The 13,685-nt window shown below is 72.8% G+C and carries 14 protein-coding genes; 8 read left to right on the top strand and 6 right to left on the bottom strand.

What is annotated here, in order from left to right; translation table 11 throughout:
- Window positions 1-250: 250 nt before the first annotated feature.
- Window positions 251-373, top strand: a complete 123-nt coding sequence (locus C1J01_RS53290) for a hypothetical protein (protein ID WP_268958780.1) — start codon at window positions 251-253, stop codon at window positions 371-373.
- A gap of 14 nt (window positions 374-387) precedes the next feature.
- Complete coding sequence (locus C1J01_RS38375; protein WP_111183868.1) at window positions 388-1,452, top strand: PP2C family protein-serine/threonine phosphatase; 1,065 nt, start codon at window positions 388-390, stop codon at window positions 1,450-1,452.
- Here C1J01_RS38375 and C1J01_RS38370 read toward each other — a convergent pair.
- Window positions 1,418-2,098, bottom strand: coding sequence for a TetR/AcrR family transcriptional regulator (locus tag C1J01_RS38370; RefSeq protein ID WP_111183867.1), 681 nt, complete (start codon window positions 2,096-2,098; stop codon window positions 1,418-1,420). The two genes, C1J01_RS38375 and C1J01_RS38370, sit on opposite strands and share 35 nt — an antisense overlap.
- A 35-nt stretch (window positions 2,099-2,133) precedes the next feature.
- The gene (locus tag C1J01_RS38365) at window positions 2,134-2,883 is read right to left on the bottom strand and encodes a TetR/AcrR family transcriptional regulator (RefSeq protein ID WP_111183866.1); all 750 of its coding nucleotides are present in this window, start codon (window positions 2,881-2,883) and stop codon (window positions 2,134-2,136) included.
- A 49-nt stretch (window positions 2,884-2,932) separates the two neighbouring features.
- Between C1J01_RS38365 and C1J01_RS38360 the strand changes: the two genes are divergently transcribed.
- Both C1J01_RS38360 and C1J01_RS38355 read left to right on the top strand, forming a co-directional pair.
- Window positions 2,933-3,937, top strand: a complete 1,005-nt coding sequence (locus C1J01_RS38360) for an ATP-binding cassette domain-containing protein (RefSeq protein WP_111183865.1) — start codon at window positions 2,933-2,935, stop codon at window positions 3,935-3,937.
- Window positions 3,934-4,707, top strand: coding sequence for an ABC transporter permease (locus C1J01_RS38355; RefSeq protein WP_111183864.1), 774 nt, complete (start codon window positions 3,934-3,936; stop codon window positions 4,705-4,707). Before C1J01_RS38360 ends, C1J01_RS38355 begins: the two co-directional genes overlap by 4 nt.
- A gap of 63 nt (window positions 4,708-4,770) precedes the next feature.
- Here C1J01_RS38355 and C1J01_RS38350 read toward each other — a convergent pair whose 3' ends face one another.
- The 3 genes from C1J01_RS38350 to C1J01_RS38340 all read right to left on the bottom strand — a co-directional run bounded on the left by C1J01_RS38350 (window position 4,771) and on the right by C1J01_RS38340 (window position 8,624).
- Window positions 4,771-5,373, bottom strand: a complete 603-nt coding sequence (locus C1J01_RS38350; RefSeq protein ID WP_111183863.1) for a TetR/AcrR family transcriptional regulator — start codon at window positions 5,371-5,373, stop codon at window positions 4,771-4,773.
- A 7-nt stretch (window positions 5,374-5,380) separates the two neighbouring features.
- Window positions 5,381-6,931 carry an MFS transporter gene (locus C1J01_RS38345; RefSeq protein WP_111183862.1) on the bottom strand — a complete coding sequence of 517 codons (1,551 nt, stop codon included), beginning with the start codon at window positions 6,929-6,931 and terminating at the stop codon, window positions 5,381-5,383.
- 382 nt (window positions 6,932-7,313) lie between these two features.
- Window positions 7,314-8,624 carry an MFS transporter gene (locus C1J01_RS38340; RefSeq protein ID WP_111183861.1) on the bottom strand — a complete coding sequence of 437 codons (1,311 nt, stop codon included), beginning with the start codon at window positions 8,622-8,624 and terminating at the stop codon, window positions 7,314-7,316.
- Window positions 8,625-8,756: 132 nt separating this feature from the next.
- Here C1J01_RS38340 and panB point away from each other — a divergent pair, with 132 nt between their 5' ends.
- Window positions 8,757-9,587 carry a 3-methyl-2-oxobutanoate hydroxymethyltransferase gene (panB, locus tag C1J01_RS38335; RefSeq protein ID WP_111183860.1) on the top strand — a complete coding sequence of 277 codons (831 nt, stop codon included), beginning with the start codon at window positions 8,757-8,759 and terminating at the stop codon, window positions 9,585-9,587.
- Window positions 9,588-9,636: 49 nt separating this feature from the next.
- Here panB and C1J01_RS38330 read toward each other — a convergent pair whose 3' ends face one another.
- Complete coding sequence (locus C1J01_RS38330; RefSeq protein WP_111183859.1) at window positions 9,637-10,566, bottom strand: threonine/serine dehydratase; 930 nt, start codon at window positions 10,564-10,566, stop codon at window positions 9,637-9,639.
- Between the two features lie 95 nt (window positions 10,567-10,661).
- Here C1J01_RS38330 and C1J01_RS38325 point away from each other — a divergent pair, with 95 nt between their 5' ends.
- The 3 genes from C1J01_RS38325 to C1J01_RS38315 all read left to right on the top strand — a co-directional run.
- Entirely contained in the window at window positions 10,662-12,083 is a 1,422-nt protein-coding gene (locus tag C1J01_RS38325) for an aminotransferase-like domain-containing protein (RefSeq protein WP_111183858.1), read from the top strand.
- Between the two features lie 12 nt (window positions 12,084-12,095).
- Window positions 12,096-12,782 (top strand): alpha/beta fold hydrolase, encoded by a 687-nt coding sequence (locus C1J01_RS38320; RefSeq protein WP_111183857.1) that lies wholly within the window; start codon window positions 12,096-12,098, stop codon window positions 12,780-12,782.
- A 45-nt stretch (window positions 12,783-12,827) separates the two neighbouring features.
- Window positions 12,828-13,685 (top strand): ABC transporter ATP-binding protein (locus C1J01_RS38315; RefSeq protein WP_111183869.1); only part of this gene is annotated, 858 nt, incomplete at its 3' end.

The following is a 13,685-nucleotide window of genomic DNA, read 5'->3' as shown; positions in this document are numbered from 1 at the left end:
CCCCGCAACCCGCGATTTCTTCCCCATCAGCTCCCCGCTCCCTAGCATCCTGTCGCCCGGGCTCCAGCTCTTCTTGTGGCTCCTTCACCACCGTCCGGTGCGCACACAAGCTCCGCACAGCCCCTGAGCTCTTCTCACCAGCCCGCCGCCACCCTTGGCGATCCCTTCCCCAGCTCGCCTGTCGCCGTCCGAGCTGTGGTGGCCGGCTTCCGGGGCGTTGGCCCCCATTGTCCTCGCCACGCTCTTCCCGATGGCCACGCCGGGGGTGCTGCGGGTGGCCCAGCACATGCCGATCCGTGCCGTGCGCCGCTCCACCACGTCGCCGTACCCATGGGTCCTTCATGCAGCGGCCGAGCCGGCGTGCTTCGCCTGAGATGATCGTGCGGTATGACCGAGATGACCCGGTGCGTCGCGTGCGGCGGTGCGGCCGTCGCCCCGGACGGCCGTTGCTGGGACTGCGGTGCGTCGCAGCCCGCGTTCCGGGCGCACATCGAGTTCACGGCGGACGGCGGGGCGGCCGCGGTCAGCGACCGAGGCCCGTGGCGGGGCGTGAACGCCGACGCCATAGCCCTGACCAGGGCAGGCGTGTGGACGGTCGGCGTGGTGTGCGACGGGGTCTCCATGTCGCCCCGGCCGGAGCGGGCCGCCCAGGTGGCCGCCGAGACGGGCGCGGCGGCGACCGCCGTACGGCCGGAGGCGGGCGCGTTGCCCGAGACGGCGCTCACGGAAGGCGCGATCCGGGCCGGCCGCGCGGTCGCCGCCCTCGCCGCCTCTCCGCACACGGCCCCGGCCTGTACGTACGTGGCGGGCGTCGCGGGGCCGGACGGCGTCTGGGCCTGCTGGGCCGGTGACAGCCGCGCGTACTGGCTGCCGGACGACGGAGTCGCGATGCTGCTGACCGAGGACGACACAGGCGGCCACGAGGCCCTGTCGTCCTGGCTCGGCGCCGACGCCGGCGACCTCCAGCCACGCGTACGCAGCTACCGCCCCCGCGGCCCCGGCCTGCTCCTCCTCTGCACGGACGGCCTCTGGCGCTGTTTCCCGAGCCCGGCGTCCCTCCGCACCCGCCTGACCGCCACACTGCGCGTCTCCACCTCCGAAGACCAGCCCCGCTCAGAGACCTCCGCCCCGCACACCACCTCCGAGCCACACCCGCCGAAGTCCGCGGACCCGCACACCACCCCCCAACCGCACCCGCCGGAGTCCGCGGACCCGCACGCCACCGTCTTCCCTGCCGCTAACTCTCAAGAGGAGCGCCACACGCCCGAACCCCTCAATCCACGCATCCCCACCAGGCCACGCTCCACCGTGCACGCCGGCGACAGGCACGGTGCGCTTCTGCGGGTGGCGCGGGCGTTGGTGGCCTACGCCGTCGATGCGGGTGCGACGGACAACGTGTCCGTGCTGCTGATCCCCGTCAGTCCCGAGGCGCGGGCGGAAGCCGGGTGGTGATGCCGTCGAGCACGAGGTCGAGCCCGAGAAGGAACTGGCCGTCGAAGTCGGCGTTGTCCACCTGGGCGATCCGCCCCAGGTCGGAGACGTGCTGGTCGAGGTGGGCGACGACCCGTTCACGCATCTCCGCGTCGGCCGCGGGCGTGCGGACCTTCGCCCACCAGATGTTCTCGCTCGCCACGAAACCGTTGACGTACGAGCTCAACGCCCCCACGGCGGCGAGGAGGACAGGCCCGCTCAGCCCCGCGTCGGCCAGGGCGGTGTAGACGAGGCGGGAGCGGGCCAGCGCGTTCGGCCCGATCAGCGGCCGGGTGGCGGTGAGGGCGGGCACCCAGGGGTGGCGGCGCATGACCTGCCTGCTCTGGGTGAGCTGCCGGACGAGGGTCTCGCGCCACGACCCCGCCCGCTCCGGCGCGATCTCGCCGATCACCTCGTCGAGGGCGAGGTCGAGGACGTCCTCCTTGCTCTGGACGTACTCGTACAACGACATCGTGCCCGCGCCGAGCCGCGCGGCGAGCGCCCGCATGGAGAAGCCGGCCACCCCTTCGGCGTCGAGCAGGGCGACGGCGCCCTCGACGATGCGCTCGCGTGACAGCCGCGGCTTGCGCGGCCGGCTGTCGTCGCGAAACCAGATCGTCTCCGGCATGTCACGCCTTTCCGTCCACCGTACGAAAAATCGTACTAACGACCTTGCCGGCGGGCGATCAGTTGTTCGACGCCGTCGAGCAGCAGGTCGAGGCCGAAGCGGAAGTCGGCGTCCTCCACCCAGCCCTCAGCCCCGCTGAACGCGCCCGCGCGCACGGCCACCGACAACGCCGGGTACGCCTCGGGATCGAGCACCTCGGCCAGCACCTCGCCGTAGTCGGAGGCCCCTTCGATGCCGGACCCGTCGAGCTCGGGGAAGCCCGACTTGGCGGTGTGCTCCAGCGCCGCGTCGGTGAGCGCGTAGCCGGTCAGGGTGCTGGCCACGTTGATCTTCTCCCCGTCGTCCAGGCCCGTGCCGGCCAGCGCGGCGATCGCCCGGTCGAGCCAGAGCAGCCGCCGCGGGCCCATCGGAGGGGCGTACACGGTGATCGACAGCACCCAGGCGTGCTGGAGGATGAGGTCGCGGTGGGCGCGGACCCACAGGGCAAGGTAGTCGCGCCAGTGCATGCCGGCCGGGTCGGGCGGCTCGGGGGCCACGGCGTCGGCCATGGCGGTGAGCAGGTCTTCCTTGCTGTCGACGTACCGGTAGAGCGCCGTCGCCGCCACCCCCACCCGAGAGGCGACGCTGCCCATCGACACGGCGGCAAGGCCCTCCGCGTCGGCGATCTCGATGGCGGCCGCCGTGATGGTGGCCAGGTCGAGCCTGGGCCGCGGCCCTCTGCGCGGCGTCGGCTCGCGCCCCCACATCCGCTGGACCACCGGGGGCAGCGACCGTTCCTGCGCCATGCGAAATCCTCCTTGACCGCTCCCTAGGATTCTGCATTACAGTAAAACTATGAATGCCATACACAGTAAGCCATTCACAGATGCTATCCGAGCACGGGGGCTGACGAAGTCGTTCGACGGCACGCGCGTGCTGAACGGGATAGACCTGACCGTGCCCACCGGCTCCCTCGTCGCCCTCCTCGGGCCGAACGGCTCGGGGAAGACCACGACCGTGCGCGTCCTGACCACGCTGCTGCCCCCGGACGGCGGCACCGCCACAGTGGCCGGCCACGACGTCACGCGGGAGGGCGCCGCGGTGCGGGCCGCCATCGGGCTGACGTCGCAGCAGGCCACCGTGGACGAGCTGCTGACCGGGCGGGAGAACCTGGAGCTGTTCGCCGGGCTGTGCCACCTGGGGCGGCGGCAGGCCCGGCGGCGGGCCGACGAGCTGCTCGAACGCTTCGACCTCACGGCCGCCGCGGGCCGCCGCGCCGGCGCCTACTCCGGCGGCATGCGCCGCCGGCTCGACCTGGCGGCCAGCATGGTGGCGGCGCCGCCGATCCTGTTCCTCGACGAGCCCACGACCGGGCTCGACCCGCGCAGCCGCGCCGAGCTGTGGGCGGTGATCCGCGAGCTGCTCGCCTCCGGCACCACGATCCTGCTCACCACGCAGTACTTAGAGGAGGCCGACCAGCTCGCCGACCGCGTCGTGGTGATCGACGCCGGACGGGTCGCCGCCGACGACTCCCCCGCCGCGCTCAAGCGCCAGGTCGGCGCCGAACGCCTGGTGCTGCGCCTGTCCCGGGCCGAGGACCTGGCCCCCGCGACCGCGGCCCTCTCGGCGATCGACCACGCCGCCGTGGCCGCCGCCGGGCCCCGGGGGCTGCCTCCCGCCGACCCGGGCCTGCGCCCCGACCCCGTCTCCCGGGAGCTCACGCTGGCCGTGCAGGACGCCGACCACCTGCGCCGGGCACTCGACGCGCTGCACCACGCGGGCGTCGCCGTCGAGCACGTCGAGCTGCGCACGCCCACCCTCGACGACGTCTTCTTCGAGCTCACGGCGGTGGCGGCATGAGCGCCCTGACCGCGGCCGGCGACCTGCGCCGCCTGGTCGTCCGTGACCTGCGCCGGGAGCTGCGCCTTCTCGACGGACTGATCGTGAGCACGGTCGTGCCCGTCATGATCATGGTCGTCTTCGTGTACGTGTTCGGCGGCGCGATCTCGACCGGCTCCAGCGGGCTGGCGTACATCGACTTCGTGGTGCCGTCCGTGCTGCTCATGTCCGGCGGATACGGCGCCGCGCTGACCGCCGCCACCATCGCCGAGGACCTGAACGGCGGCATGATCGACCGCTTCCGCACCCTCCCGATCGCCGGTTGGGTGGTCCCCGCCGGGCACATCGTGGCCTCGGTGATCCGCAACGTCGCCTCGGCGGTCATCGCGCTGGCCGCCGCGCTGCTGCTCGGCTTCCGGCCCTCCGCCACGCCGGCCGAGTGGGCGCTGACGCTGGCCGTGGTGACGGGGTACGTCCTGGCGGTCGCGTCGCTCTCCGCGGTGTGGGGCCTGCTGGTCAGGTCGACCCAGGCGGCGGGGGCGTTCAGCTTCGTGGTGCTCTTCCTGCCGTACCTGTCGGACGGGTTCGTCCCCGCCGAGACGATGCCGGAGGTGCTGCAGGGGTTCGCCGAAGGCCAGCCGATCACGCCGATCACCGAGACGCTGCGGGCGCTGCTGCTGGGCCTGCCGATGGGGTCGTCGGGAGCGGTGGCCGCCGCCTGGATGGGCGGCGCCGTCGTGCTCAGCCTCCCGATCGCCGCGCTGCTCTTCCGCCGCAGAACCGCGTCGTGACCACGCCTGTCACCGAACAGCCCGCGTGACCCCGTCGCCCTCCACCACGGCGGCGGGCGACGGTTACGGGGCCATCCCGGCCAAAACGGCGTCCACGATGCGCTCGGGCAGATCGGCCGGCAGGTCTCCGGCGGGGCCCCACTTGGTGTGCCACAGCATGGTGCCGGTGATGAGGGCCATGCCCATGTCGACGTCGAGGTCGGGCCGGAGCTCGCCGGTCGCGATGCCGCGTTCGATCACCTCGCGCATCGCCTGTCTGCGGGGCTCGATCGCGCGCTTGACGAAACGCTCGGTCAGCCGCGGGTGGCGGTCGGTCTCGTTCATCACGATGTTCATCACGCAGCGGCTGCGGGCCATGCCCGACTCCTCGCGCATCGCCTCGAGCAGCCGGATGAGGTCGTCACGCACGGACGTGCCGGTCAGCGGCGGCACCGGGGCCTTGAGCGTGGACAGAGCGTCGACGACGAGGTCTTCCTTGTTGGACCAGCGCCGGTAGATCGTCGTCTTGCCGACGCCGGCCCTCGACGCGATCGCCTCGATGGACAGCTCGGACACTCCCGTGCCCTCACCGATCAGGTCGAGCGTCGCCTCGATGATCGCCTTCTCGGCCTTCTCACTGCGCGGACGGCCCGCCGGGCGGGCTGCCGCTGATTCCTGGATCGACATCGCGGCCTCACACTACCGCTGGTTCCTTCTTCGCCGCGTGCTTGGCGGCACGCACCTTGCCCGGCATCCACTTCGCGACCACGGCGACGCCGAAGAGCGCGATCACCGCCGCCACCAGCGCCGTGATGTGCATGCCGTTGAGGAAGGCGGTGAAGGCGGGCTGGACCAGCGCCTGGCCTTCCTGACCCATGGCCTGGGCGGCGCCCATGGTGGCCATGATCGACTCACCGGCCGCGTGCCGGGCGTCGGCGGGCAGCGCGGTCAGGGCGGGCGCGATGTCGCCCCGGTAGCTGGACGACAACACCGAGCCGAGCACGGCCACGCCGAGCGCGCCGGACACCTGGCGGACGGTGTTGCTCATCGCCGAGCCGACCCCCGCCTTCTCGCGAGGCAGCGACTCCATGATGGCGGTGGTCGCCGGCGGCATGATCATGGCCATCGCGGTGCCCTGCACGAAGAAGATGATCTCGATCAGCAGGATCGGGGTGTTCTGGTCCATGATCGCGTAGCTGGCGAGCACCAGCGTCAGCACGGCGAGGCTCACGGTGGACGACAGCTTGGCGCCGAACCGTTCGTTCACCCGCTGGCTGAGCGGCGCGAAGATGAGCTGCGCGGCGGCGAACGGGATCATCAGCGCCCCCGCCTGCAGCGGCGAGAAGCCCAGCACCAGCTGCAGGTAGAACGTCAGGAAGAACATCCCGCCCATCATCGCGAAGAAGACGATGCCCATCATGCCGATGGCCGAGCTGAACCGGACGTTGGTGAAGCTGCGCACGTCGAAGACCGGGTGGTCGATGCGCCGCTCCCACCACACGAACACGCCGAGCACCGCCACGCCGACCAGCGTCGGCACCAGCACCTGGGCGTTCGCCACGGTCGCCAGCTCGCCGCCGCGGATGATGCCGTACACGAGGGCCACCAGGCCGATGATCGACAGCAGCACGCCCACCGGGTCGAGCCTGGACGGCTTCGGGTCGCGCGACTCCGGCACGAGGGTGGCGATGAGGATCATGGCGATCACGACGATCGGCACGTTGATCAGGAAGACCGAGCCCCACCAGAAGTGCTCGATCAGCAGGCCACCGGTGATCGGGCCGATGGCCACCGCGAGGCCGACGCCGCCGGCCCACACGCCGATGGCCTTGCCGCGCTCGCCGGGCGGGAACACGTTCGAGATGATCGCCAACGTGGCCGGCATGATCGCCGCGCCGCCGATGCCCATCGCCGCCCTGGCCAGGATCAGCTGCATCGGATCCTGGGAGTAGGCGCTGGCGAGGGAGGCCAGGCCGAACAGCGCCATGCCGATGAACAACATCCGCTTGCGCCCTGTTCGGTCACCGATCACGCCGAACGTGAACAACAGGCCGGCGAACACCAGCGTGTAGCTGTTGATCGCCCATTCCAGCTCGCTCTGCGTGGCGCCCAGGCCGACGGTCTCGTCGGCGATCGTCTTCATCGCCACGTTGAGGATCGTGTTGTCCAGCACGACCGCCAGCAGGCTGAACACCAGCACGCCGAGGATTCCCCATCGGCGTGGATGCCCCGAGTTCGGGTCCATGGAAACGTCCTTAGATTTCGATACGCTCGAATTTCGCTACGCCATCGTATCGCAATATATTCCGATACGCAACGGGCTCGTTTCGTAAATGGCCGGTGAAGAGCTCACCAACAGACGTTTCGTAACGGACACCCGGCGAAGCACGCCCCGCCGCAAGCCGGAGCCCTCAGCTCCGACAGCCGCTCAACCGGTTCCGATCCGTGAGCCGCGGCAAGTAGTCCCCAACACCCCCACCACGCACCGCATTCCCACCGACCCCGAACGAGAGCTCTCTCACACCCGGAGGTCGTCGAGGGCCTGGGTGCCGACGAAGCGGCACCCAGGCCCACGCGGTCCTGCCCAGCGGCCGACGCTCGCGTACACCGTCCGGGACGGCGCCAGGTCACTCGCCGGGCGCACCCGCCGCGACCGGCGACTCGCCGGCGTCCGCGGCCGGAGCCGGGGCGGCCGGCGCGGGAACGGCCGTGTCGGGAACGGCGGATGCGGCGACGCGCGATGGCGGGGTGGCCTGTGGCGGGACAGGGGCGGCCGAAGGGCGGGAGCGCCAGAACGGCAGCGCGGCGAGGACCATGATGACCGCCACCAGCCCCGCCACGGCGAACGCCCACGACGGCCCCATCGAGTCGATCACCGCCCCCGCGATGGGCGCCGAGACGGCGCCCCCGATCATCAGGGCCGTGCCGTGCAGGCCCATCGCCTCACCCCGGGCGGCGCTCGGCACCCACCGGCTGAGCACGTCGACCGTGGACGACAACGACGGCGCGCACACGAGCCCGGCCGGCAGCAGCGCCAGCACCACCCACTGCCAGCCGCCGTCGACCAGCCCCACGGGGATCGTCAGCAAGCCCATGGCGCCGATCAGGAGCAGCGGCGAGAACCCCCGCGACAGGCCGCCGTACACGAAGCCGCCGACCAGTGAGTAGACGCACCAGACGGCCACGGCGAGACCGACCCACGCGGTCTCCCCCGCGTGCTCCATCGTGGCGACCAGGGACAACTCGCTCGCGGTGAGCACGAACGTGGCCGCCGCGGTCGTGCCGAGCAACGCCACGAACGACGGCGTGAGCCACTGCCGCCTCGGCACCCGCTGCCCCTGCTCGCCCAGCTCCTCGGCGGAGCGGGTCGGCGGGTTGAGCAGGATCAGGACCAGGCCCGCCACCGTCAGGCCCGCCCCGATGCCGATCATGGTCACGCCGCTGCCTAGCGTGACGATGCCCGCGCCGGCCAGCGCGGGACCCACCATGTAGGAGACCTCGACCAGCATCGAGTCGAGCGCGAAACCGGTGCGCCGCTGCTCGACGGGCACCAGGGCGGCCAGGCACTGCCGGGTCACGCTGAAGACCGGCAGCGCCAGCAACCCGGCCAGCACCGCCGTCACGACCAGCGCCCAGTACGGCAACGACCACGCGCACGACCAGAACACCGCCTGGGCGACGGTGGTGACGCTGAGCACGGGACGCAGGCCGTATCGGTCGACCATCCGGCCCATCAGCGGCGAGCCGATCGCGTTGCCGATGGTGCTGGCGGCGGTGATCACACCCGCCGGGATGAAGTCGAGACCCATCACCACGGCGACGTGCAGGGTCAGCGCCATGCCGGTGGCCGTGGTCGGCACCCGCGCGAGCAGCCCCACGAGGAGCAGGGTGGGGACGCCGGGGATTCTGAGCAGGCGCCGGTAAGAGTCGAGAGCCATGGTGTTCGTTACCTCCCTGCAGATTGTGGCAGGTGGCACCGACGGTTTCGCCACGCGTTTTACCGCGTGACATCATCGAGAGAGTCCGGGGACGCACTGGGGCGCCTCGAGACGTTTCTGGAGGGTTTACACATGTCCTCTTCAACCACGCTGTACGGCGGTGCGCAGGGACGCCGCGTCACGGTCCGCGACCTCGCCGCCGCCAAGGAGCGCGGAGAGCGGTGGGCGATGCTCACCGCCTACGACGCGATGACGGCCGGGGTCTTCGACGCGGCGGGCATCCCGGTCCTGCTGGTGGGCGACTCGGCGGGGATGGTCGTGTACGGCCACGAATCGACGCTGCCGGTCACGATCGACGACCTGTTGCCGCTCACCGCGGCCGTCGTCCGCGGCTCGTCGCGGGCGCTCGTGGTGGCCGACCTGCCGTTCGGGTCGTACCAGTCCTCGCCGGCGCAGGCGCTGGAGTCGGCGGCGCGCTTCATGAAGGAGGCGGGCGCGCACGCGGTCAAGCTGGAGGGCGGCCGCCGCATCCTGCCGCAGGTCGAGGCGCTGGTCTCGGCGGGGGTGCCGGTGATGGCCCACCTCGGGCTGACCCCGCAGTCGGTCAACGTCTTCGGCGGCTATCGCGTCCAGGGGCGGGGTCAGGCGGGCGACGAGCTCATGGCCGACGCGAAGGACCTGGAGCGGGCCGGGGCGTTCTCCCTGGTGCTGGAGTGCGTGCCGGGTGATCTCGCGCAGCGGGTGACGACGTCGCTGGCGATCCCGACGATCGGCATCGGCGCGGGGCCGGCGACCGACGCCCAGGTGCTGGTGTGGCAGGACCTCATGGGGCTGACCCCGCGCCCGGCCAAGTTCGTCAAGCAGTACGCCGACCTGGCCGCCACCATGGACCGCGCCGCACGCGCGTACGCCGACGACGTCCGGTCGGGCGCCTTCCCCGCCCCCGAACACACCTACTCCTGACCACCCGGCCCCCACCGGACGGCGGTCCGGTGGGGGCACGAGAGGGATGTCAGTCGGAGGTGAGGGTGGCGGGGTCGGTGTTGGACCCGCAGATCACCACGGCCACCCGCTCCCCCGGCTCCGGGCGGTAGACGTCCGAGAGCAGCGCCGCGTACGCTGCCGCGCCCGCGTGCTCGGCCGCCACCCGGTGCCGCTCCCAGAGCGTACGCCGGGCCGCGACGATGGCCTCGTCACTCACGAGCACGCTCTCCACCCTGGGCCCGGACAGGATCTCGAAGGCGAGCCCGCCGATCACGCTGGCGCCCAGGGCGTCGGCGGCCACCCCGCCGACCTGCACCGGCACCGGCTTGCCCGCCTCGCGCGCCGCGTGCAGGGTCGGGATGCGCTCGGGCTCGACGGCCACGATCCGCGGCCCCGAGCCCCCGGCGGACGTGCCGACGGTGACCCCGGCCGCGAACCCGCCGCCGCCCACGGCCACGAGCACGGTGTCGACCCCGCCGGTCTGCTCCATGAGCTCCAGCCCGGTGGTGCCCTGCCCGGCCACCACCTCGGGCTGGTCGTACGCGTGCACCTGCAGCGCCCCCGTCTCGGCGGCGCGCTTGGCCGCGGCCTCGGCGGCCTCGGAGTAGATGGAGCCCGTCTGCGTGATGTGCGCCCCGAGAGCCCTGAGCCCGGCCACCTTGACGGGACTCGTCACCTCGGGCACGAAGATCTCGGCGCGCACGCCCACGGCGCGGGCCGCGAACGCCACCGCCAGCCCGTGGTTGCCGCCGCTGGCCGCGATCACGCCGGCGGCCGGCACGTCGCCGGCGGCCAGGATGCGGTTGAACGCCCCGCGCACCTTGAACGACCCGGAGTGCTGCAGCTGCTCCAGCTTGAACCACAACCCCGGCGAGACCTCCAGCACGGGTGTGCGGAGCACGTGACCTCCGATCCTCGCGGCGGCGGCCAGCACATCCTCGTGGGTGACGGCGGTCACGGCATTCCCCCGATCATGCAGACGACGAACATACGCAGAGGCTAGTCCAGCGGCCACCCCGAAGGACAAAGGCGGTAATACGCCACAATTGGCTCATGAACGGGACCATTCTCGATGACCTCGTCGACCTCCTGGGCCGGTGGGCGTCGGGCCGCGGCCCCCTCTACCTCCTGCTGGCCGCCCGGCTGCGGGCGCTGGTCGACGACGGCGTCCTCGCCCCCGGCACGACGCTGCCGCCCGACCGCACGCTGGCCAGGCGGCTGGCGGTGGGCCGGGGCACGGTGGTGGCCGCGTACGACCTGCTGCGCCAGGAGGGCCGCCTGGTGCGGCGGCAGGGCAGCGGCACCCGCGTCGCCCCGCTCGACCTGCCCGCGACACGCGCCGCCGACGGCGTGCCGGCCGACCCGCTGTTGCAGCACCTCATCCACCCGCCGGACGGCGTGCGGCTGCTGACCTGCGCCGCCCCTCCCGTCCCGCCGGCCGTGTTGTTCGAGGCGTACGCCGAGGCGGGGGCGCGGCTGGCGGGCGTGCGCGACCTGGGCTACCAGCCGCTCGGGCATCCGGCGCTGCGGGCCGCGCTGGCGGCGTACTACACCGGGCGGGGCCTGCCGACCGCGCCCGAGGAGATCATCGTGACGACGGGCGCCCAGCAGGCGCTCACGCTGCTGACCGGGCTGCTGGTGGCGCCCGGCGACACGGTGCTGGCCGAGGCGCCCACGTACCCGGGCGCGCTGGAGGTGTTCCGGCACGCGGCCGCCGTCGTCAAGCCCGCGACGAGCATCGAGGACGTCCGCGAACGCCCGGCCCTGGCCTACTTCGTCCCCACCGCCCGCAACCCGGACGGCGCGGTCATGGACGCACCGTCCCGCAGGCGGCTGGCCACACTGGCCGCCGCGCACGACGTGCCGCTGGTCGACGACGAGGTCCTCGCCGAGCTGTGCTTCTCGGGCGAGACGCCGCCGCCGGTGGCCGCGTTCGGGCGCGGCGAACAGGTGATCACCGTGGGGTCGCTGAGCAAGCTCGTCTGGGGCGGGCTGCGGGTGGGCTGGATCCGCGCGGCGGCGCCGCTGGTGTCGCGGCTGGCCCGGCTGCGCGCCGTCCACGACCTCGGGGGCGAGGTCTTCAGCCAGCTCGCCGCCGTCGCCCTGCTGCGCCGCCTCGACGAGGTACGCGCCGCGCAGGTGCGCACGCTGCGCGCCCGGCACGACCACCTGTGCGCCGAGCTGCGGGCGCGGCTGCCGTCCTGGACGTTCGAGCCCGCGCTCGGCGGACAGACCCTCTGGGTGCGCATCCCGCACGGTGACGCCGACTCCTTCGCGCAGGTCGCGCTCCGGCACGGCGTCGCGGTGCCGCCGGGCCGCTCGTTCGACCCGGCGGGCGGGCACGCCGACCGGCTGCGGCTGCACTTCCTGTTCCCCCGCGAGGAGCTTTCGCGAGCGGTGAACAACCTGGCCGTGGCCTGGAGGTCCTACCGCCCGGGCGGTCGCACGGTCTCCCGTCACCCCTTGGTCGTCTGACAGGGTGGACGCATGCGATCCACCTTCCTCCTCGTGCACAGCCCTTCCGTCGGCCCCTCGACGTGGGCGCCCGTGGCGCGGTCGCTGGAGCGCCAGGGGCACACCGCCGTGGTGCCCGACCTGACCGGCGTGCCGGCGGGCGGGCCGCCGTACTGGCCGAGGGTGGTCGACGCGGTACGCGCCGCCGCCCCCGAGACCCCGCTCGTGATCGTCGCGCACAGCAACGCCGGATTCTTCGTCCCCGTGATCAAGGAGGCGCTGGGCGAGCGGGTGGTGGCCTGCGTGTTCGCCGACGCCCACATCCCGCCCCGCCAGGGTCTGGTCAGGACGGCCGAGGAGGCGTTCCTGCCGTTCCTGCACGACCTGGCCGGCCCCGACGGCGTGCTGCCGCGCTGGACCGACTGGTGGGACGAGGAGGACGTGGTGGCCATGCTGCCCGACCCCGCCGAGCGCGTGCGGGTGGCGGCCGAGCAGCCGCGCCTGCCGCTCGACTACTACACGCAGCCGATCCCCGTGCCCGCCGGCTGGGACGAGGTCAGGTGCTCGTGCCTGTGGTACAGCCGGCCCTACGACAAGGCCGCCGAGGAGGCCGCCCGCCGCGGCTGGCCGGTGACGCGGCTGCCCGGCGAACACCTGCACCAGCTGGTGAGCCCCGACGACGTCGCCGCCGCGCTGCTCAAGCTCTCCCGCACAACGTGAATTCCTCACTGTCGTCCGCGATCGTGCGCCGCGACAGTGGGAGGCATGACAGCGATCGAAGTGACCGGGCTGCGCAAGAGCCATCGAGGTTTCCCAGCGGTCCGGGACGTGTCGTTCGAGGTGGCGGAGGGCGAGATCTTCGCGCTGCTCGGCAGGAACGGCGCGGGCAAGACGACCACGGTCGAGGTGCTGGCCGGGTTCCAGCGCGCCGACGCGGGCACGGTGCGGGTGCTCGGCCTCGACCCGTACGCCGAACGGGCGGCCATGCGGGCGCGCACGGGCGTCATGCTGCAGGAGGCCGGGTTCTTCCCCGACCTGACGGTGGCCAGGACGGTGGACGTCTGGCGCGACTTCACCGCCGCGCCGCGTCCCCGTGACGAGGCCCTCGACCTGGCGGGGCTGACGTCCAAGGCGGACACCCGCGTCCGCCAGCTGTCGGGCGGGGAGAAGCGCCGCCTTGACCTGGCGCTGGCCCTGCTGGGCCGCCCCGACGTGTTGTTCCTGGACGAGCCCACCACCGGCCTGGACCCCGAGGCTCGCGCCCACACCGGGGAGGTCGTCCGCGGCCTGGCCCGGCAGGGCGCCACGATCCTGCTGACCACGCACTACCTGGACGAGGCGCAGCGGCTGGCGTCCGCGATGGCGATCATGGACGAGGGCCGGATCGTGGCCGCGGGCGGGATGGCCGAGACGCTGGCGGCGCGCCGGGGGCGGGTGGCGTTCCGGCTGCCCGCGCACGTGACCGCCGCGGAGCTGCCGCTGCCGGTGACGATCGAGGACGGGCAAGCGGTCTGCCACGCCGCCGACCCTGACGTGGCCGCGCAGACCCTGCTCACCTGGGCCGCCGGCCACGGCCTGCGCCTGGAGGTCCGCGCCGCCACCCTGGAGGACCTGTTCCTCGAC

This window comes from Nonomuraea aridisoli, assembly GCF_003236395.1.
GTDB lineage: Bacteria > Actinomycetota > Actinomycetes > Streptosporangiales > Streptosporangiaceae > Nonomuraea > Nonomuraea aridisoli.
This window is presented reverse-complemented; position numbering and strand designations above follow the sequence as displayed.

Coding starts and splice junctions, on each gene's coding strand:
- C1J01_RS38345 (WP_111183862.1), bottom strand. CDS start 6,931: ATGGACCCGAACTCGGGGCATCCACGCCGATGGGGAATCCTCGGCGTG.
- C1J01_RS38350 (WP_111183863.1), bottom strand. CDS start 5,373: ATGTCGATCCAGGAATCAGCGGCAGCCCGCCCGGCGGGCCGTCCGCGC.
- C1J01_RS38355 (WP_111183864.1), top strand. CDS start 3,934: ATGAGCGCCCTGACCGCGGCCGGCGACCTGCGCCGCCTGGTCGTCCGT.
- C1J01_RS38365 (WP_111183866.1), bottom strand. CDS start 2,883: ATGGCGCAGGAACGGTCGCTGCCCCCGGTGGTCCAGCGGATGTGGGGG.
- C1J01_RS38360 (WP_111183865.1), top strand. CDS start 2,933: ATGAATGCCATACACAGTAAGCCATTCACAGATGCTATCCGAGCACGG.
- C1J01_RS38325 (WP_111183858.1), top strand. CDS start 10,662: ATGAACGGGACCATTCTCGATGACCTCGTCGACCTCCTGGGCCGGTGG.
- C1J01_RS38340 (WP_111183861.1), bottom strand. CDS start 8,624: ATGGCTCTCGACTCTTACCGGCGCCTGCTCAGAATCCCCGGCGTCCCC.
- C1J01_RS38375 (WP_111183868.1), top strand. CDS start 388: ATGACCGAGATGACCCGGTGCGTCGCGTGCGGCGGTGCGGCCGTCGCC.
- C1J01_RS38370 (WP_111183867.1), bottom strand. CDS start 2,098: ATGCCGGAGACGATCTGGTTTCGCGACGACAGCCGGCCGCGCAAGCCG.
- panB (WP_111183860.1), top strand. CDS start 8,757: ATGTCCTCTTCAACCACGCTGTACGGCGGTGCGCAGGGACGCCGCGTC.
- C1J01_RS38320 (WP_111183857.1), top strand. CDS start 12,096: ATGCGATCCACCTTCCTCCTCGTGCACAGCCCTTCCGTCGGCCCCTCG.
- C1J01_RS53290 (WP_268958780.1), top strand. CDS start 251: ATGGCCACGCCGGGGGTGCTGCGGGTGGCCCAGCACATGCCGATCCGT.